This window comes from Bradyrhizobium sp. USDA 10063 (assembly GCF_054063735.1).
Map to the genome: position 1 here is coordinate 8302917 of NZ_JBSSGP010000002.1, position 21575 is coordinate 8324491.

Below are 21575 nucleotides of genomic sequence, written 5' to 3' on the forward strand. Positions count from 1 at the left end.
TGGTGGCACGTGGATTGCTGTGAGACGGTGAGGATCCATAGGACGATAGCGGTCCCGCAGTCGGCCCCGCGCCACAAATTCAGAGGAATCTTGTTCGATTGATTCTCACTGCGATAGACGCTGCACGGTTAAGTGCGATCCCGCCAAATGAGGCGCTGCCGCGTCCTTCGGGGATGCCGCTGTCGTTGTTCGCGCTGGATAACTCTCAAGACTGGTCGGAGTCGATTAGCATTCAGCGCGGCAACTCCCGAGCAAATCCTGACCAGTGTGACAGGCTTAGGTCGCTATGTGGCGGGCGCCTTGGCCGGGAACTGCATGCATTGGCTGAGGGGTGAAGATGGCGCATTGGTCTCCTCTGGTGCACCGGGACGCTTGCGAGCCAGGCGATTGGGATAGGCAACGACTTGCAACCTCACCGATCGCTTCTACCGTCTTTGTTGGTAGTGGTACGCTAGCTATTAGGTGCGCGCAGCTAGCAAGGGAGATGGGCCACGACATCCGCGCGGCGCTGTGTGCCGACGCCACATTCGCCGAGTGGGCCGCTCGCGCCAATATCCTGTGTGTTGGGAGCGTTGAAGAGCTCTCCACGTTGCTGAAGACCGAACCGGTGGCGTGGATTTTCTCCGTTGCCAACCCGTTCATATTGCCGCCGGATGTGTTTGGGCGAGCGCGTCGAGGCGCTTTCAATTACCACGACGGTCCGTTGCCACGATATGCGGGAACTCACGCGACGTCTTGGGCGCTGCTGGCCCAAGAGACCGAACATGGCATCACGTGGCATCGTATCGATCATCGGGTTGATGCTGGTGACCTGGTGGTGCAACGCCAAGTCTTGATTGCGCCCAGCGATACGGCGTTAACCCTGAACCTCAAATGTTATGAAGCCGCGATCGAGGGCTTTGGCGAGCTGTTAACTCGCCTAACAAATGGAGAGCTCAGTGCCCGTCCGCAGGCGCTAGCGGACCGAAGCGTTTTTCCGAAACGTCGACGCCCAGATGCTGCGGGCTGTCTGCGATGGGATCGATCCGCGCAAGATCTGTCAGCGATGACACGCGCCTTAGACTTTGGGCCGTATCATTCCAATCCGTTGTGTCTGTCCAAGGCTCTTGTAGCCGATGGCGTTGTCGCCGTCAGGTGCTTGGAGGCGGCGGCTGGACGCTCGGGTTTTCCGGTAGGGTCCCTGGTTGAAATCCACCCCAGCCACTGGCGTGTGGCGACCGGTACAGAGGATGTCGATGTTTGGTTTGGCAGCTCGGATGGTCGGGCTTTGGACGCGCGGGCGCTGGCGAGGCGCTCTGATCTCGATGTAGGCGATCGCCTCCCGATTCTAAGCGATGACGAGGCGCGGAGCATAACTGTTACGCATGAAATGTTGGCGCCTCGGGAAAGTTTTTGGCGACAGCGGCTTGAGCAATTTAACATATTGCAGCTTCCTTTTCTGTCGTCTCCACAAGCTGTGGCTCCCCCGAGGTGGCAGTCGAGTTCATGGCTCATTCCAAGTGCTTTGGCTGAGCTGTCCCCCAGTGATCGCACGGAATATCTACTGAGCGCTTGGCTGATCTATCTCGCCCGCGTCACGGGAGAATCAGAGCTTCAATTGGGGTGGACTCCCGCAGCGAATGAATCGCGAGTCGGGGTGAAGGCGGTGGAGGTGCTTGTCGCTTCTGTCGTGCCAATGGAAATTATCGTAGATCTCGGTCATGATTTTGCAGAGGTGCGCAGGGCGGTGGCGGCGGAGTGCGCTCAGCTGAGGGAGCACGATAGCTTTGCGCGGGATCTTATCGCGCGCTACCCAACGTTGCGGGGTGCGGAGGCGCTACGATCGCGCCGTCCCTGGCCGATTGGCGTTACGGTTACTGCAAATAGCGGGTCTGCCGCTGGTGATCTTGCGTCAAGCCCGATTTTTGAGACGCCCCTATCCGGTGATTTGCTGACGTTTGAGGTTTGCGTTCTGGAAGGGAGCTTTCGATGGCACTTTGATGCAGGTCGCTTGGCGCCCAAGCAGATCGACCGCATGACGCAGCATTTGCAAAATTTGTTGTGTGCTGTGATGGCCGATGCGCAGCAGCCGGTAGGACGAATTGGGCTCTTGTCGTCCGCTGAGCGGGCGTATCTGTTGGAGGAGCTGAACCGGACGGCGGCGCCGTATCCTGAGCAGCAGTGCATCCATCAGCTGTTTGAGGCGCAGGTGCGCCAGGCGCCGGACGCGGTGGCGGTGGTCGATGCGGACGAACGCTTAAGCTATGGCGAACTCAATGCGCGGGCCAACCGCTTGGCGCATCATCTGATCGGGCTCGGGGTGAGGCCGGATCAGCCGGTCGCGATCTGCCTTGCGCGCCGCGTGGCGATGGTGGTGGGGCTGTTGGCGATCCTGAAGGCGGGCGGGGCGTACCTGCCGCTGGATCCGGCCTATCCGTCGGCGCGGCTGCGCCAGGTGCTCGACGATGCGGCGCCGCGTCTGCTGCTGGCCGATGCGGCGGGACGATCGGCGCTGGGCGGCGATGCGCTGGTGGATGTGACGGTGGTCGATCTGGAGACGCCGACCCCGGCCTGGGCGGAGCTGCCGGCCGCGAACCCGGACCCGCGCGCCATCGGCCTGACCTCGCGCCATCTCGCCTACGTGATCTACACCTCGGGATCATCAGGCACGCCCAAGGGCGTCATGGTCGAGCATCGGGGATTGGTCAATCTGGGGTTGGCTCAGATCGTGCTTTTTGGCGCTTGTTCCAATAGTAGAGTCGTGCAGTTCGCCTCCTTTGGTTTTGATGCAAGTGCTTCAGAGCTTGTCATGGCGTTTGGCTCAGGAGCCGCATTGCACTTGCCTGCGGGTGAGATCCGTCAATCGACTAAAGAGCTATCGGATTATCTGCGAAACGAAGCCATCACGCATGCGACGTTGCCTCCAGCATTGCTTCAGGGAGGCCAGCATCTGGAATATTTGGCGTCGCAACTTCTCGTTCTTGCTGGAGAGCTCCCGAAGGCCGAACTTATCCGAGCCCTGCCTGCAGCATCTATTGTCAACGCCTATGGACCTACCGAAGCAACAGTCTGCGCGACGACCTGGAGCTGCCCGGATGATTTTGATGGCGCAGTTGTCCCGATCGGCCGCCCGATTGCGAACACGCGGGTGTACCTGCTCGACGCTCATGGTGCGCCGGTTCCGTTTGGCGCGGTGGGGGAGCTTTACATCGGCGGCGCGGGGGTGGCGCGTGGCTATCTGAACCGGCCTGAGCTGACCGCGGAGCGGTTTTTGGAAGATCCGTTCAGCACTGAGCCCGGGGCGCGGATGTACCGGAGCGGGGATCTGGCGCGGTACTTGCCGGACGGCAATCTGGCGTTCTTGGGCCGCAACGACGACCAGGTGAAGATCCGCGGCTTCCGGATCGAGCCGGGCGAGATCGCGGCGCGGCTGGTCGAGCATGCGTGGGTCGACGATGCGGTGGTGGTGGCGCAACCGGATCGCACCGGCGAGCCGCGGCTGGTCGCCTATGTGGTCGCGGCGGCCGAGCTTGCCGGCGAAGCTGAGGGATCTGAGCTTGCCGCCACCTTGCGCACGCACTTAAGTGCGCGATTGCCGGACTACATGGTGCCGGCTGCGTTTGTGCAGCTGGCGGCACTGCCGCTGACACCGAACGGCAAGCTGGACCGCAAAGGGCTGCCGGCGCCGGACGATGCGGCCTATGCGCGCGCCGCCTACGAGGCGCCACAAGGCGAGATCGAGACCGCGCTGGCGACGATCTGGACGGAGCTTCTGGGGCTCGAGCGGGTCGGGCGGCACGACCACTTCTTCGCACTGGGCGGCCACTCGCTGCTGGCGGTGCAGCTGATCGAGCGTCTGCGGCGGCGGTCGCTGGGGGTGGAGGTGCGGACCCTGTTCGCCACGCCGGTGCTGGCGGATCTGGCGGCGAGCCTGGGCAGCCATCGCGAGGTGGCGGTCCCGGCCAACGCGATCACCGAACAGAGCACGGCGATCACGCCGCAGATGCTGCCGCTGATTGAGCTGGCGCAGGGCGACATCGACCGGATCGTCGCCACGGTGCCCGGCGGCGTCGGCAACATCCAGGACATTTATGGCTTGTCGCCGCTGCAGGACGGCATCCTGTTCCATCATCTGCTCGCCCGCCAAGGCGATCCGTATCTGCTGGTCAGTCAGATGGCGTTTGCCGACCGCGGGCTGTTGGAGCGCTATCTTGCCGCGGTTCAGCGCGTGGTGGACCGGCACGATATCCTGAGGACGTCGTTTGTCTGGGAGGGCCTGTCGCGCCCGGCCCAGGTGGTGTGGCGGAACGCGCCACTCGATGTGAGCGAGGTTGAGCTGGAGGGCTCTGGTGGTGCCGGCCCCGCGCAGCTCCGGCTCAGGTTTGATCCGCGCCAGCACCGCATCGATCTTGGCCGGGCGCCGCTGCTGCGGTTTGTGATTGCCCGCGAGCCCGGCAGCGGGCGCTGGCTGGTCTTGCAGCTGCAGCATCATTTGATCGGGGATCACACCACGCTGGAGGTGATGCATGCCGAGGTTCAGGCCATGCTCGAGGGACGTGAGCATGAGCTGACAGCCCCGCAGCCGTTCCGCAATCTGGCGGCGCAGGCGCGCCTGGGCGTTGATGCCAAGGCGCATGAAGAGTTCTTCCGGACGATGCTGGGGGACATCGACGAGCCGACCACGCCGTTCGGCTTGAGCGAGGTCCGCGGCGACGGCAGCGGGATCAGCGAGGCACGGCGGATGCTGCCGCAGGCGCTCAATGCGCGATTGCGCCGGCAGGCGCGGCGGCTGGGGGTGAGCCTGGCGAGCCTGTGCCATCTGGCCTGGGGGCAGGTGGTGGCGCGCAGCAGCGGCCGCGAGCAGGTGGTGTTCGGCACGGTGCTGTTCGGCCGCCTGCATGGCGGCGCCGGCGCCGACCGCACCATGGGCCTGTTCATCAACACGCTGCCGCTGCGGCTTGATCTCGACGGGACCGGGGTCGCGGCGAGCGTGCGGACCACGCACGCCCGGCTGGCCGAGCTGCTCGCACATGAACATGCCTCGCTGGCGCTGGCGCAACGCTGCAGCGGGGTTGCGGCGCCGGCGCCGCTGTTCAGTTCGCTGTTGAACTACCGCCACACCACGCCAGCGGCCATCTCCGGTTCTGGACCGAATGATGGGCTGGCGGGGATGGCATGGCTGGGCGGGGAGGAGCGCACCAACTATCCGCTGACCTTGTCGGTGGAGGATTTTGGCGAGGCGCTCGGGCTGACGACGCAGGTGGCGGAACCCGTCTCAGCGGATCGGGTCTGCGGCTACATGCAGCGCGCGCTCGAGCAGCTGGCGGAGGCGCTGGAGCGGGCGCCGAACACGCCGGTGCGGGCGCTGGACATCCTGCCACCTGGCGAGCGCGCGTATCTGTTGGAGGAGCTGAACCGGACGGCGGCGCCGTATCCCGAGCAGCAGTGCATCCATCAGCTGTTTGAAGCGCAGGTGCGCCAAGCGCCGGATGCGGTGGCGGTGGTCGATGCGGAGGCGCGCGTCAGCTATGGCGAGCTCAATGCGCGGGCCAACCGCCTGGCGCATCATCTGATCGGGCTCGGGGTGAGGCCGGATCAGCCGGTGGCGATCTGCCTTGCGCGCCGCGTGGCGATGGTGGTGGGGCTGTTGGCGATCCTCAAGGCGGGCGGGGCGTATCTGCCGCTGGATCCGGCCTATCCGTCGGCGCGGCTGCGCCAGGTGCTCGACGATGCGGCGCCGCGTCTGCTGCTGGCCGATGCGGCGGGACGATCGGCGCTGGGCGGCGATGCGCTGATGGATCTGACGGTGGTCGATCTCGAGACGCCGACCCCGGCCTGGGCGGAGCTGCCGGCCGCGAACCCGGACCCGCGCGCCCTCGGCCTGACCTCGCGCCATCTCGCCTACGTGATCTACACCTCGGGATCATCAGGCACGCCCAAGGGCGTCATGGTCGAGCATCGGGGATTGGCAAATCATACAATCTGGCAGGCGGATCGATTCCAGTTCGCTGCCCACGACATTTTCTTGCAGCGAACCTCCCCCTCTTTTGATGCTGCGGTTTGGGAGCTATGGACACCTTTGTCGATCGGGGCACGTTCAATTCTTCTTCCTCTCGACCGGCAATTAGATATTCGAACAATTTTGGGTCTGCTGGGTAAGTACCGAGTGACGGTTCTGCAATTGGTTCCGTCGCTTCTTTCAGCATTGCTTGGGATCACTGACGTTGAGCAAAAAGAAATCGATTGTCTGCGCTACATATTCTGTGGTGGAGAGCTCCTCAGAAACGGGTTAGCCGCTAAATGGCTGCAATTGGCATCGACAGCACTTGTCAACCTCTATGGACCCACTGAGGCGACGATTGACGCGACAGCTTGGTTTTACCGAGCTGGATTTGATGGCGCAGTTGTCCCGATCGGCCGCCCGATTGCGAACATGCGGATCTACCTGCTCGACGCTCATGGTGCGCCGGTTCCGTTTGGCGCGGTGGGGGAGCTTTACATCGGCGGCGCGGGGGTGGCGCGTGGCTATCTGAACCGGCCTGAGCTGACCGCGGAGCGGTTTTTGGAAGATCCGTTCAGCACTGAGTCCGGGGCGCGGATGTACCGGAGCGGGGATCTGGCGCGGTATCTGCCGGACGGCAATCTGGCGTTCTTGGGCCGCAACGACGACCAGGTGAAGATCCGCGGCTTCCGGATCGAGCCGGGCGAGATCGCGGCGCGGCTGGTCGAGCATGCGTGGGTCGACGATGCGGTGGTGGTGGCGCAACCGGATCGCACCGGCGAGCCGCGGCTGGTCGCCTATGTGGTCGCGGCGGCCGAGCTTGCCGGCGAAGCTGAGGGATCTGAGCTCGCCGGCACGTTGCGCACGCACTTAAGTGCGCGATTGCCGGACTACATGGTGCCGGCTGCGTTTGTGCAGCTGGCGGCACTGCCGCTGACACCGAACGGCAAGCTGGACCGCAAAGGGCTGCCGGCGCCGGACGATGCGGCCTATGCGCGCGCCGCCTACGAGCCGCCACAAGGCGAGATCGAGACCGCGCTGGCCAAGCTCTGGGCCGAGCTTCTCGGTGTGGAGCGGGTCGGGCGGCACGACCACTTCTTCGCACTGGGCGGCCACTCGCTGTTGGCGGTGCAGCTGATCGAGCGTCTGCGGCGGCGGTCGCTGGGGGTGGAGGTGCGGACCCTGTTCGCCACGCCGGTGCTGGCGGATCTGGCGGCGAGCCTGGGCAGCCATCGCGAGGTGGCGGTCCCGGCCAACGCGATCACCGAACAGAGTACGGCGATCACGCCGCAGATGCTGCCGCTGATTGAGCTGGCGCAGGGCGACATCGACCGGATCGTCGCCACGGTGCCCGGCGGCGTCGGCAACATCCAGGACATTTATGGCTTGTCGCCGCTGCAGGACGGCATCCTGTTCCATCATCTGCTCGCCAGCCAAGGCGATCCGTATCTGCTGGTCAGTCAGATGGCGTTTGCCGACCGCGGGCTGTTGGAGCGCTATCTTGCCGCGGTTCAGCGCGTGGTGGACCGGCACGATATTCTGCGCACCTCGTTTGTCTGGGAGGGCCTGTCGCGCCCGGCCCAGGTGGTGTGGCGGAACGCGCCACTCGATGTGAGCGAGGTTGAGCTGGAGGGCTCTGGTGGTGCCGGCCCCGCGCAGCTTAAGGATCGGTTTGATCCGCGCCGGCACCGCATCGATCTTGGCCGGGCGCCGCTGCTGCGGTTTGTGATTGCCCGCGAGCCCGGCAGCGGGCGCTGGCTGGTCTTGCAGCTGCAGCATCATTTGATCGGGGATCACACCACGCTGGAGGTGATGCATGCCGAGGTTCAGGCCATGCTCGAGGGACGTGAGCATGAGCTGACAGCCCCGCAGCCGTTCCGCAATCTGGCGGCGCAGGCGCGCCTGGGCGTTGATGCCAAGGCGCATGAAGAGTTCTTCCGGACGATGCTGGGGGACATCGACGAGCCGACCACGCCGTTCGGCTTGAGCGAGGTCCGCGGCGACGGCAGCGGGATCAGCGAGGCACGGCGGATGCTGCCGCAGGCGCTCAATGCGCGATTGCGCCGGCAGGCGCGGCGGCTGGGGGTGAGCCTGGCGAGCCTGTGCCATCTGGCCTGGGGGCAGGTGGTGGCGCGCAGCAGCGGCCGCGAGCAGGTGGTGTTCGGCACGGTGCTGTTCGGCCGCCTGCATGGCGGCGCCGGCGCCGACCGCACCATGGGCCTGTTCATCAACACGCTGCCGCTGCGGCTTGATCTCGACGGGACCGGGGTCGCGGCGAGCGTGCGGACCACGCACGCCCGGCTGGCCGAGCTGCTCGCACATGAACATGCCTCGCTGGCGCTGGCGCAGCGCTGCAGCGGGGTTGCGGCGCCGGCGCCGCTGTTCAGTTCGCTGTTGAACTACCGCCACACCGCGCCGGCGGCCATCTCCGGTTCTGGACCGAATGATGGGCTGGCGGGGATGGCATGGCTGGGCGGGGAGGAGCGCACCAACTATCCGCTGACCTTGTCGGTGGAGGATTTTGGCGAGGCGCTCGGGCTGACGACGCAGGTGGCGGAACCCGTCTCAGCGGATCGGGTCTGCGGCTACATGCAGCGCGCGCTCGAGCAGCTGGCGGAGGCGCTGGAGCGGGCGCCGAACACGCCGGTGCGGGCGCTGGACATCCTGCCACCTGGCGAGCGCGCGTATCTGTTGGAGGAGCTGAACCGGACGGCGGCGCCGTATCCCGAGCAGCAGTGCATCCATCAGCTGTTTGAAGCGCAGGTGCGCCAAGCGCCGGATGCGGTGGCGGTGGTCGATGCGGACGAACGCTTAAGCTATGGCGAGCTCAATGCGCGGGCCAACCGCTTGGCGCATCACCTGATCGGGCTCGGGGTGAGGCCGGATCAGCCGGTGGCGATCTGCCTTGCGCGCCGCGTGGCGATGGTGGTGGGGCTGTTGGCGATCCTCAAGGCGGGCGGGGCGTACCTGCCGCTGGATCCGGCCTATCCGGCGGCGCGGCTGCGGCAGGTGCTCGACGATGCGGCGCCGCGTCTGCTGCTGGCCGATGCGGCGGGACGATCGGCGCTGGGCGGCGATGCGCTGGCGGATGTGACGGTGGTCGATCTCGAGACGCCGACCCCGGCCTGGGCGGAGCTGCCGGCCGCGAACCCGGACCCGCGCGCCATCGGCCTGACCTCGCGCCATCTCGCCTATGTGATCTACACCTCAGGCTCCACCGGAACGCCCAAGGGCGTCATGGTCGAGCATCGGGGATTGGTCAATCTGGAGTTGGCTCAGAACGTGCTTTTTGGCGCTTGTTCCAATAGTAGAGTCGTGCAGTTCGCCTCCTTTGGTTTTGATACAAGTGTTTCAGAGCTTGTCATGGCGTTTGGCTCAGGAGCCGCATTGCACTTGCCTGCGGGTGAGATCCGTCAATCGACTAAAGAGCTATCGGACTATCTGCGAAACGAAGCCATCACGCATGCGACGTTGCCTCCAGCATTGCTTCAGGGAGGCCAGCATCTGGAATATTTGGCGTCGCAACTTCTCGTTCTTGCTGGAGAGCTCCCGAAGGCCGAACTTATCCGAGCCCTGCCTGCAGCATCTATTGTCAACGCCTATGGACCTACCGAAGCAACAGTCTGCGCGACGACCTGGAGCTGCCCGGATGATTTTGATGGCGCAGTTGTCCCGATCGGCCGCCCGATTGCGAACACGCGGGTGTACCTGCTCGACGCTCATGGTGCGCCGGTTCCGTTTGGCGCGGTGGGGGAGCTTTACATCGGCGGCGCGGGGGTGGCGCGTGGCTATCTGAACCGGCCTGAGCTGACCGCGGAGCGGTTTTTGGAAGATCCGTTCAGCACTGAGCCCGGGGCGCGGATGTACCGGAGCGGGGATCTGGCGCGGTACTTGCCGGACGGCAATCTGGCGTTCTTGGGCCGCAACGACGACCAGGTGAAGATCCGCGGCTTCCGGATCGAGCCGGGCGAGATCGCGGCGCGGCTGGTCGAGCATGCGTGGGTCGACGATGCGGTGGTGGTGGCGCAACCGGATCGCACCGGCGAGCCGCGGCTGGTCGCCTATGTGGTCGCGGCGGCCGAGCTTGCCGGCGAAGCTGAGGGATCTGAGCTTGCCGCCACCTTGCGCACGCACTTAAGTGCGCGATTGCCGGACTACATGGTGCCGGCTGCGTTTGTGCAGCTGGCGGCACTGCCGCTGACACCGAACGGCAAGCTGGACCGCAAAGGGCTGCCGGCGCCGGACGATGCGGCCTATGCGCGCGCCGCCTACGAGGCGCCACAAGGCGAGATCGAGACCGCGCTGGCCAAGCTCTGGGCCGAGCTTCTCGGTGTGGAGCGGGTCGGACGGCACGACCACTTCTTCGCACTGGGCGGCCACTCGCTGTTGGCGGTGCAGCTGATGGAGCGTCTGCGGCGGCGGTCGCTGGGGGTGGAGGTGCGGACCCTGTTCGCCACGCCGGTGCTGGCGGATCTGGCGGCGAGCCTGGGCAGCCATCGCGAGGTGGCGGTCCCGGCCAACGCGATCACCGAACAGAGCACGGCGATCACGCCGCAGATGCTGCCGCTGATTGAGCTGGCGCAGGGCGACATCGACCGGATCGTCGCCACGGTGCCCGGCGGCGTCGGCAACATCCAGGACATTTATGGCTTGTCGCCGCTGCAGGACGGCATCCTGTTCCATCATCTGCTCGCCAGCCAAGGCGATCCGTATCTGCTGGTCAGTCAGATGGCGTTTGCCGACCGCGGGCTGTTGGAGCGCTATCTTGCCGCGGTTCAGCGCGTGGTGGACCGGCACGATATTCTGCGCACCTCGTTTGTCTGGGAGGGCCTGTCGCGCCCGGCCCAGGTGGTGTGGCGGAACGCGCCACTCAATGTGACCGAGGTCGAGCTGGAGGGCTCTGGTGGTGCCGGCCCCGCGCAGCTTAAGGATCGGTTTGATCCGCGCCGGCACCGCATCGATCTTGGCCGGGCGCCGCTGCTGCGGTTTGTGATTGCCCGCGAGCCCGGCAGCGGGCGCTGGCTGGTCTTGCAGCTGCAGCATCATTTGATCGGGGATCACACCACGCTGGAGGTGATGCATGCCGAGGTTCAGGCCATGCTCGAGGGACGTGAGCATGAGCTGACAGCCCCGCAGCCGTTCCGCAATCTGGCGGCGCAGGCGCGCCTGGGCGTTGATGCCAAGGCGCATGAAGAGTTCTTCCGGACGATGCTGGGGGACATCGACGAGCCGACCACGCCGTTCGGCTTGAGCGAGGTCCGCGGCGACGGCAGCGGGATCAGCGAGGCACGGCGGATGCTGCCGCAGGCGCTCAATGCGCGATTGCGCCGGCAGGCGCGGCGGCTGGGGGTGAGCCTGGCGAGCCTGTGCCATCTGGCCTGGGGGCAGGTGGTGGCGCGCAGCAGCGGCCGCGAGCAGGTGGTGTTCGGCACGGTGCTGTTCGGCCGCCTGCATGGCGGCGCCGGCGCCGACCGCACCATGGGCCTGTTCATCAACACGCTGCCGCTGCGGCTTGATCTCGACGGGACCGGGGTCGCGGCGAGCGTGCGGACCACGCACGCCCGGCTGGCCGAGCTGCTCGCACATGAACATGCCTCGCTGGCGCTGGCGCAACGCTGCAGCGGGGTTGCGGCGCCGGCGCCGCTGTTCAGTTCGCTGTTGAACTACCGCCACACCGCGCCGGCGGCCATCTCCGGTTCTGGACCGAATGATGGGCTGTCCGGCGTGGCATGGCTGGGCGGGGAGGAGCGCACCAACTATCCGCTGACCTTGTCGGTGGAGGATTTTGGCGAGGCGCTCGGGCTGACGGCGCAGGTGGCGGAACCCGTCTCAGCGGATCGGGTCTGCGGCTACATGCAGCGCGCGCTCGAGCAGCTGGCGGAGGCGCTGGAGCAGGCGCCGAACACGCCGGTGCGGGCGCTGGACATCCTGCCGTCCGCTGAGCGGGCGTATCTGGTGGAGGAGCTGAACCGGACGGCGGCGCCGTATCCCGAGCAGCAGTGCATCCATCAGCTGTTTGAGGCGCAGGTGCGCCAGGCGCCGGACGCGGTGGCGGTGGTCGATGCGGAGGCGCGCGTCAGCTATCGCGAACTCAATGCGCGGGCCAACCGCCTGGCGCATCACCTGATCGGGCGCGGGGTGAGGCCGGATCAGCCGGTGGCGATCTGCCTTGCGCGCCGCGTGGCGATGGTGGTAGGGCTGTTGGCGATCCTCAAGGCGGGCGGGGCGTATCTGCCGCTGGATCCGGCCCATCCGGCGGCGCGGCTGCGCCAGGTGCTCGACGATGCGGCGCCGCCTCTGCTGCTGGCCGATGCGGCGGGACGATCGGCGCTGGGCGGCGATGCGCTGATGGATCTGACGGTGGTCGATCTGGAGACGGCGACGCCGGCCTGGGCGGAGCTGCCGGCCGCGAACCCGGACCCGCGCGCCCTCGGCCTGACCTCGCGCCATCTCGCCTACGTGATCTACACCTCGGGATCATCAGGCACGCCCAAGGGCGTCATGGTCGAGCATCGGGGATTGGTCAATCTTATAGCATGGCATGTGCAAACGTTTTGTCCGCAACCAGAAACCTGCTGTGCGCTCACGGCTGGAGTAGCATTCGATGCCAGCACTTGGGAGCTATGGTCTGCGTTATGTAACCGCAGCACATTGCTGCTCCCGCCCAGAGCGCCGGCAGGAGATCCTCTCCTTTTGCTGCAATGGTGGCGTGATCAATCGCTGGACTCCGCCTTTTTGATCACGCCGCTCGCCACGATTGCGTTAGAAGATAAGCTGGTAAATCCCACATTGGAGTACTTGCTTGTTGGCGGGGATCGTCTCCAGCGTGTGCCTGCGCCTCTACCAGCGGCTCTCAAGCTAATAAACAACTACGGCCCTACTGAAGTGACGGTCGTGGCGACCTCGGGACGGCTTTTCGTCGACATTGTGCCGCATATCGGCCGCCCGATTGCGAACACGCGGGTCTATCTCCTTGACGGTCACGGTGCGCCGGTTCCGTTTGGCGCGGTGGGGGAGCTTTACATCGGCGGCGCGGGGGTGGCGCGTGGCTATCTGAACCGGCCTGAGCTGACCGCGGAGCGGTTTTTGGAAGATCCGTTCAGCACTGAGCCCGGGGCGCGGATGTACCGGAGCGGGGATCTGGCGCGGTACTTGCCGGACGGCAATCTGGCGTTCTTGGGCCGCAACGACGACCAGGTGAAGATCCGCGGCTTCCGGATCGAGCCGGGCGAGATCGCGGCGCGGCTGGTTGAGCATGCCTCGGTGCGCGACGCGGTGGTGGTGGCGCAACAGGATCGCGCGGGCGAGCAGCGGCTTGTCGCCTATGTCGTTACGACTGCCGAGCACGCCGGCGAAGCTGAGGGGTCTGAACTTGCCGCCACCTTGCGCACGCACTTAAGTGCGCGATTGCCCGACTACATGGTGCCGGCTGCGTTCGTGCACCTGGCGGCACTGCCGCTGACACCGAACGGCAAGCTGGATCGCAAGGCGCTGCTGGCGCCGGCGGATGAGGCGTGCGCGCGCTCCGCCTATGAGGCGCCACAAGGCGAGATCGAGACCGCGCTGGCCAAGCTCTGGGCCGAGCTTCTGGGTGTGAAGCGGGTCGGGCGGCACGACCACTTCTTCGAACTAGGCGGTCACTCACTCTTGGCGGTGCAGCTCTCAAGCCGGCTGTCGCAGGCTGTTGGTGGCGAACTGCCGCTGACGAGGCTGTTTGCCAAACCGGTGCTGGCCGATCTGGCGGAAAGCATGGTCGAGACGATGAGCCGCTGCGGTCCGCAAGACCTCCCGGCCATTGTGGCCGTGTCGCGCGATGCACCGCTTGTGTTGTCGTTTGCGCAGCAGCGGCTGTGGTTTTTGGCGCAGCTGGATCAGGGCAGCACGAACTATCACATGCCGCTGGCCTTGCGGCTGCGCGGCGTGCTCGACCGCAGCGCCTGGCAGCGCAGCCTCGACCGTGTGTTGGCGCGGCATGAGGCGCTGCGCAGTGTCTTTGTCGCCTCGGAGGGTGAACCTTCGGTTGAGATTCTGCCGAAGGATGCGGGGCTGCCGGTTCTGGAGCACGATCTGCGGGACCGGCCGGACGCGGACACCGCGCTGTCGGAGCTGTGCCAGGAAGAGGCGCGCACGCCGTTCGATCTGGTGCGCGGTCCGCTGATCCGCGCGCGTCTGATCCGCACCGCCGACGAGGAGCACGTGTTCCTGCTGACCCAGCATCACATCGTCTCGGATGGCTGGTCGCTGGGTATCTTGGCGCGAGAACTCAGTCAGCTGTACCGGGCGTTCCTGGCCGGACAAGACGATCCGCTGCCGCCGCTTGCGATCCAGTATCCGGACTATGCCGCCTGGCAGCGGCAGTGGCTCTCGGGCGCGCGGCTGCAGGGCCAGGCGCAGTATTGGCGCAACGCCCTGACAGGCGCTCCGGCCCGTCTGGCATTGCCGACGGACCGGCCGCGGCCGGCGCAACAGTCGTTTGCCGGAGCCACTGTGCCTGTGGTGATCGATGCGAATTTGACGCGAGACTTGAAGCGGCTGAGCCGGCGGCATGGCACGACATTGTTCATGACGGTGCTGGCGGCGTGGGCGGCGGTGCTGTCACGTCTGTCGGGGCAGGACGACCTTGTGATCGGGGTGCCGAGCGCCAATCGCGGTCGGTACGAGATCGAACAGTTGATCGGCTTCTTCGTCAACACCCTGGCGCTGCGGCTCGACCTGTCGGGCGCGCCGAGCGTGGCAGAGCTGTTGCAGCGGACGCGGCGTACGGCCTTAGGGGCACAGGAGCATCAGGACCTGCCGTTTGAGCAGGTGGTCGAGCTCGTGCAGCCGCCACGGCATCTTGATCACACGCCGCTGTTCCAGGTGATGTTGGCCTGGCAGAACAACGCCGCTCAGTCCTTCGACCTTCCGGGGCTGAGCGTGGCGGCGGCGGCGGACGGGTACGATCAGGTCAAGTTTGATCTGGAATTGAACCTGCGCGAGCATGGCGAGGTGATCGCCGGAACGCTGGGCTATGCCACGGCGCTGTTCGATCAGGCGACGATCGAGCGGCAGCGTGGCTATCTGCTGGCGCTGCTGCGGGCGATGGTGGCCGATGCAGAGCAGCCGGTCAGCCGGATTGAGCTGCTGTCGTCCGCTGAGCGCGCTTACCTCCTGGAGGAGCTGAACCGGACGGCGGCGCCGTATCCTGAGCAGCAGTGCATCCATCAGCTGTTTGAGGCGCAGGTGCGCCAAGCGCCGGACGCGGTGGCGGTGGTCGATGCGGAGGCGCGCGTCAGCTATCGCGAGCTCAATGCGCGGGCCAACCGCCTGGCGCATCACCTGATCGGGCGCGGGGTGACGCCGGATCAGCCGGTGGCGATCTGCCTTGCGCGCAGCGTGGCGATGGTGGTGGGGCTGTTGGCGATCCTCAAGGCCGGCGGCGCCTATCTGCCGCTCGATCCGGTCTATCCGGCGGCGCGGCTGCGTCAGGTTCTCGACGATGCGGCGCCGCGTCTGCTGCTGGCCGATGCGGCGGGACGCGCCGCGCTGGGCGATGTGGGCGTTGATGTGACCGTGCTCGATCTCGAGACGCCGACACCGGCGTGGGCAAACCTGCCGGCGTCGGATCCGGATGTGCGCGCGCTCGGCCTGACCTCGCGCCATCTCGCCTATGTGATCTACACCTCGGGCTCGTCCGGCACGCCCAAAGCGGCACAGAATGAGCATCGGGCCATTATCAACCGCCTGATCTGGATGCAAAGAGCCTATGCTCTCAAAGCAACCGATGTCGTGTTGCAGAAGACGCCATTTGGCTTTGATGTCTCGGCCTGGGAGGTCTTCTGGACGCTGCTTGAAGGCGCGACCCTGGTGCTGGCGCCTCCGGATGCGCACAAAGACCCCGATGCATTGGTGGACTTGATCATCAGCCACCGCATCACCACGGCTCACTTCGTACCATCGATGCTGGTCAGCTTTATCGATGCGAAGTGTGTTGACCGCTGCACCTCGCTGCGGCGTGTTTTATGCAGCGGCGAAGCGCTTCCTGCCGCCAGTGTGCAGAAGGTTCGGCGCGTATTGCCTTGGACGGGCCTGCACAATCTCTACGGTCCGACGGAAGCTGCGATCGACGTGACAGCGTGGAATTGCCCGGATGATTTTGATGGCGCCGTTGTCCCGATCGGCCGCCCGATTGCGAACACGCAGGTGTACCTGCTCGACGCTCATGGTGCGCCGGTTCCGTTTGGCGCGGTGGGGGAGCTTTACATCGGCGGCGCGGGGGTGGCGCGTGGCTATCTGAACCGGCCTGAGCTGACCGCGGAGCGGTTTTTGGAAGATCCGTTCAGCACTGAGCCCGGGGCGCGGATGTACCGGAGCGGGGATCTGGCGCGGTATCTGCCGGACGGCAATCTGGCGTTCTTGGGCCGCAACGACGACCAGGTGAAGATCCGCGGCTTCCGGATCGAGCCGGGCGAGATCGCGGCGCGGCTGGTTGAGCATGCCTCGGTGCGCGACGCGGTGGTGGTGGTGGCGCAACAGGATCGCGCGGGCGAGCCGCGTCTTGTCGCCTATGTGGTGTGCGCGCCCGAGGCGGGATCGGATGGGCTGAATGGAAGCGAGCTTGCCGCTACCTTGCGCGCGCACTTAAGTGCGCGATTGCCCGACTACATGGTGCCGGCTGCGTTCGTGCACCTTGCGGCGCTGCCGCTGACACCGAACGGCAAGCTGGACCGCAAAGGGCTGCCGGCGCCGGACGATGAGGCGTATGCGCGCGCCGCTTATGAGCCGCCGCGGGGCGAGATCGAGACGGCGCTGGCGACGATCTGGACGGAGCTTCTGGGGCTCGAGCGGGTCGGGCGGCACGACCACTTCTTCGCACTGGGCGGCCACTCGCTGCTGGCGGTGCAGCTGATCGAGCGTCTGCGGCGGCGGTCGCTGGGGGTGGAGGTGCGGACCCTGTTCGCCACGCCGGTGCTGGCGGATCTGGCGGCGAGCCTGGGCAGCCATCGCGAGGTGGCGGTCCCGGCCAACGCGATCACCGAACAGAGCACGGCGATCACGCCGCAGATGCTGCCGCTGATTGAGCTGGCGCAGGGCGACATCGACCGGATCGTCGCCACGGTGCCCGGCGGCGTCGGCAACATCCAGGACATTTATGGCTTGTCGCCGCTGCAGGACGGCATCCTGTTCCATCATCTGCTCGCCCGCCAAGGCGATCCGTATCTGCTGGTCAGTCAGATGGCGTTTGCCGACCGCGGGCTGTTGGAGCGCTATCTTGCCGCGGTTCAGCGCGTGGTGGACCGGCACGATATCCTGAGGACGTCGTTTGTCTGGGAGGGCCTGTCGCGCCCGGCCCAGGTGGTGTGGCGGAACGCGCCACTCGATGTGAGCGAGGTTGAGCTGGAGGGCTCTGGTGGTGCCGGCCCCGCGCAGCTCCGGCTCAGGTTTGATCCGCGCCAGCACCGCATCGATCTTGGCCGGGCGCCGCTGCTGCGGTTTGTGATTGCCCGCGAGCCCGGCAGCGGGCGCTGGCTGGTCTTGCAGCTGCAGCATCATTTGATCGGGGATCACACCACGCTGGAGGTGATGCATGCCGAGGTTCAGGCCATGCTCGAGGGACGTGAGCATGAGCTGACAGCCCCGCAGCCGTTCCGCAATCTGGCGGCGCAGGCGCGCCTGGGCGTTGATGCCAAGGCGCATGAAGAGTTCTTCCGGACGATGCTGGGGGACATCGACGAGCCGACCACGCCGTTCGGCTTGAGCGAGGTCCGCGGCGACGGCAGCGGGATCAGCGAGGCACGGCGGATGCTGCCGCAGGCGCTCAATGCGCGATTGCGCCGGCAGGCGCGGCGGCTGGGGGTGAGCCTGGCGAGCCTGTGCCATCTGGCCTGGGGGCAGGTGGTGGCGCGCAGCAGCGGCCGCGAGCAGGTGGTGTTCGGCACGGTGCTGTTCGGCCGCCTGCATGGCGGCGCCGGCGCCGACCGCACCATGGGCCTGTTCATCAACACGCTGCCGCTGCGGCTTGATCTCGACGGGACCGGGGTCGCGGCGAGCGTGCGGACCACGCACGCCCGGCTGGCCGAGCTGCTCGCACATGAACATGCCTCGCTGGCGCTGGCGCAACGCTGCAGCGGGGTTGCGGCGCCGGCGCCGCTGTTCAGTTCGCTGTTGAACTACCGCCACACCACGCCAGCGGCCATCTCCGGTTCTGGACCGAATGATGGGCTGGCGGGGATGGCATGGCTGGGCGGGGAGGAGCGCACCAACTATCCGCTGACCTTGTCGGTGGAGGATTTTGGCGAGGCGCTCGGGCTGACGACGCAGGTGGCGGAACCCGTCTCAGCGGATCGGGTCTGCGGCTACATGCAGCGCGCGCTCGAGCAGCTGGCGGAGGCGCTGGAGCGGGCGCCGAACACGCCGGTGCGGGCGCTGGACATCCTGCCACCTGGCGAGCGCGCGTATCTGTTGGAGGAGCTGAACCGGACGGCGGCGCCGTATCCCGAGCAGCAGTGCATCCATCAGCTGTTTGAAGCGCAGGTGCGCCAAGCGCCGGATGCGGTGGCGGTGGTCGATGCGGAGGCGCGCGTCAGCTATGGCGAGCTCAATGCGCGGGCCAACCGCCTGGCGCATCATCTGATCGGGCTCGGGGTGAGGCCGGATCAGCCGGTGGCGATCTGCCTTGCGCGCCGCGTGGCGATGGTGGTGGGGCTGTTGGCGATCCTCAAGGCGGGCGGGGCGTATCTGCCGCTGGATCCGGCCTATCCGTCGGCGCGGCTGCGCCAGGTGCTCGACGATGCGGCGCCGCGTCTGCTGCTGGCCGATGCGGCGGGACGATCGGCGCTGGGCGGCGATGCGCTGATGGATCTGACGGTGGTCGATCTCGAGACGCCGACCCCGGCCTGGGCGGAGCTGCCGGCCGCGAACCCGGACCCGCGCGCCCTCGGCCTGACCTCGCGCCATCTCGCCTACGTGATCTACACCTCGGGATCATCAGGCACGCCAAAGGGCGTCATGGTCGAGCATCGGGGGATGACCAATTATCTGTACTGGGCCTGTCATGCCTACGATTCCAGATCATCCTCCGTGGTCTCCTCTCCTCTGGCCTTCGATGCAACAGTTACCAGCCTGTTTGCACCTTTGATCTGTGGTGGCCATGCAGATCTTATGATGGAGGGACAAGAGGTCGAGGGGCTAAAAGCAAAGATCAGCGCGGAATGCGGGACAATCAAGATCACCCCGAGCCATCTGGATGCTCTTGGGCAACAGATGCTGGCGGACTCCGCTGCCAGCCAAGTTGAATCATTTATTATCGGCGGTGAAGCGCTGTCGCATTCAACAGTTGAGTTGTGGCGCAGGATCCAGCCCAGGGCCCGAATGGTGAATGAATATGGCCCAACCGAAACAGTTGTCGGTTGTATCTTTTATGACGTTCCGACAGAAATGGCTGTATCTGCGAACATCCCGATCGGCCGCCCGATTGCGAACACGCAGGTGTACCTGCTCGACGCTCATGGTGCGCCGGTTCCGTTTGGCGCGGTGGGGGAGCTTTACATCGGCGGCGCGGGGGTGGCGCGTGGCTATCTGAACCGGCCTGAGCTGACCGCGGAGCGGTTTTTGGAAGATCCGTTCAGCACTGAGCCCGGGGCGCGGATGTACCGGAGCGGGGATCTGGCGCGGTATCTGCCGGACGGCAATCTGGCGTTCTTGGGCCGCAACGACGACCAGGTGAAGATCCGCGGCTTCCGGATCGAGCCGGGCGAGATCGCGGCGCGGCTGGTTGAGCATGCCTCGGTGCGCGACGCGGTGGTGGTGGTGGCGCAACAGGATCGCGCGGGCGAGCCGCGTCTTGTCGCCTATGTGGTGTGCGCGCCCGAGGCGGGATCGGATGGGCTGAATGGAAGCGAGCTTGCCGCTACCTTGCGCGCGCACTTAAGTGCGCGATTGCCCGACTACATGGTGCCGGCTGCGTTCGTGCACCTTGCGGCGCTGCCGCTGACACCGAACGGCAAGCTGGACCGCAAAGGGCTGCCGGCGCCGGACGATGAGGCGTATGCGCGCGCCGCTTATGAGCCGCCGCGGGGCGAGATCGAGACGGCGCTGGCGACGATCTGGACGGAGCTTCTGGGGCTCGAGCGGGTCGGACGGCACGACCACTTCTTCGAACTGGGCGGTCACTCGCTGCTGGCGGTGCGGTTGCTCAGTCGAGCGCTCGATCTTGGGCTGAAGCTCAGCGCCGCCGACCTCTTCCATGCCCCTGTTTTGAAGGAACTTGCATCGAAGGTTGAGTTGCAGCCGCACCGCAGCGCAGCCGGAGTGCTATCCGTTCGTGTAACGGGATCGCAACCGCCACTCTTCTTTGTCCCCACAGGTTTGGGGGATTGTTCCTATGCTGTCAGTTTGGTCAAAGAAATGGACATAGACTGTCCTGTCTATGCTCTGCCATGGCCGTCCTTCGATGAACTTTGTTCACCAACTCTTGAGGCGATAGCCTCGCAACTAATCTCGGCGATCAAAGAGATTCAACCGCAAGGCCCATATCGCTTCGCCGGATATTCCTCAGGGGCATTCTTGGCCTACGCGATTGCCCAGCGCTTACTAAGCCTCGATGAAACTGTGTCATTCATGGCTTTCATCGATGTTACGTTACCTGCAAATCCATTGGGCATGTCGCCAGCCCAAATAGTACTAGGAATGGTGCTAGAATCTCTCGAGCCCTTGGATGATGAGCGGTTCGAAGTGTTGGAGCACTTTGCTAGACAAAGTTCAGTTGCCCAGTTGCTTGAAAAGGCGCAGCAACTTGGGGCGCTATCTCTAGATCGTGATCTCGAAATTGACGCTTTGAGGTGTGCAAGAATTGCCCAATTTCGAAGGGCGCTGCAAGTGTACCAAGTTCCATCCCTGCCAGTTGAAATACATCAGTTTTATGCCACAGAGGCAAGTTCGCCCATGCGCGGTTGGGACCAAGTTTTGAGTGCAGCGGCCGTTCATGCTGTGCCAATTCCAGGCAACCACATGACGATGATGAGTGCTCCAGAGAACCGCCGAGTTCTGGCTCGATCCATATCAGCGGCCTTAAACACCAATTTGGGAGCTTGAATCACAGGCGCGGCCAAGTACGACGACGGCGCTGGAGCGAAAGATCAATCCGACACGGGTTCCGATCGAGCAGAAGGAGAGCATCCGCTGGCTGGAGAATCTACGGCAATCGACCGACCTTCTCGCTGCCCCTGGACGATGCGTTCATATTGGTGATCGCGAGAGCGACATCTATGAGCTGTTTGGCTGGCCAAGGAGGTTGGAACGCATTTTTTGGTGCGAACCTGTGTTGATCGGCTTGCCGGCGGCTTGCCGGGGAGGGCAATCATACAATTGCCGACGAAATGGACGGGGTTACGGTCAAAGGCCTACATCGGATCAAGGTCAAGGACGACAAAGGCGATCCGGATGAAACGCTTCTCGAAATTCGTTTCCGCAAGCTTCGAATTCTGCCGCTGATCGGCAAGCAGAAGAGATATCCCGCACACTCAGTCTGACGGTGATCCATGCTCAGAGCGGGGAAGGCCGAAGCGGCGACAGAAGATCGAGTGGAAGCCCCTCACCGATCTCCCGGTCCAATCGC

Annotated in this window: 1 protein-coding gene; it reads left to right on the plus strand. The window is 65.3% G+C overall.

The window, feature by feature from the left end:
• Nucleotides 1-484: 484 nt before the first annotated feature.
• Nucleotides 485-21052 (plus strand): non-ribosomal peptide synthase/polyketide synthase, encoded by a 20568-nt coding sequence (locus ACVJGD_RS40930; protein WP_456639423.1) that lies wholly within the window; start codon nt 485-487, stop codon nt 21050-21052.
• Nucleotides 21053-21575 lie beyond the last annotated feature (523 nt).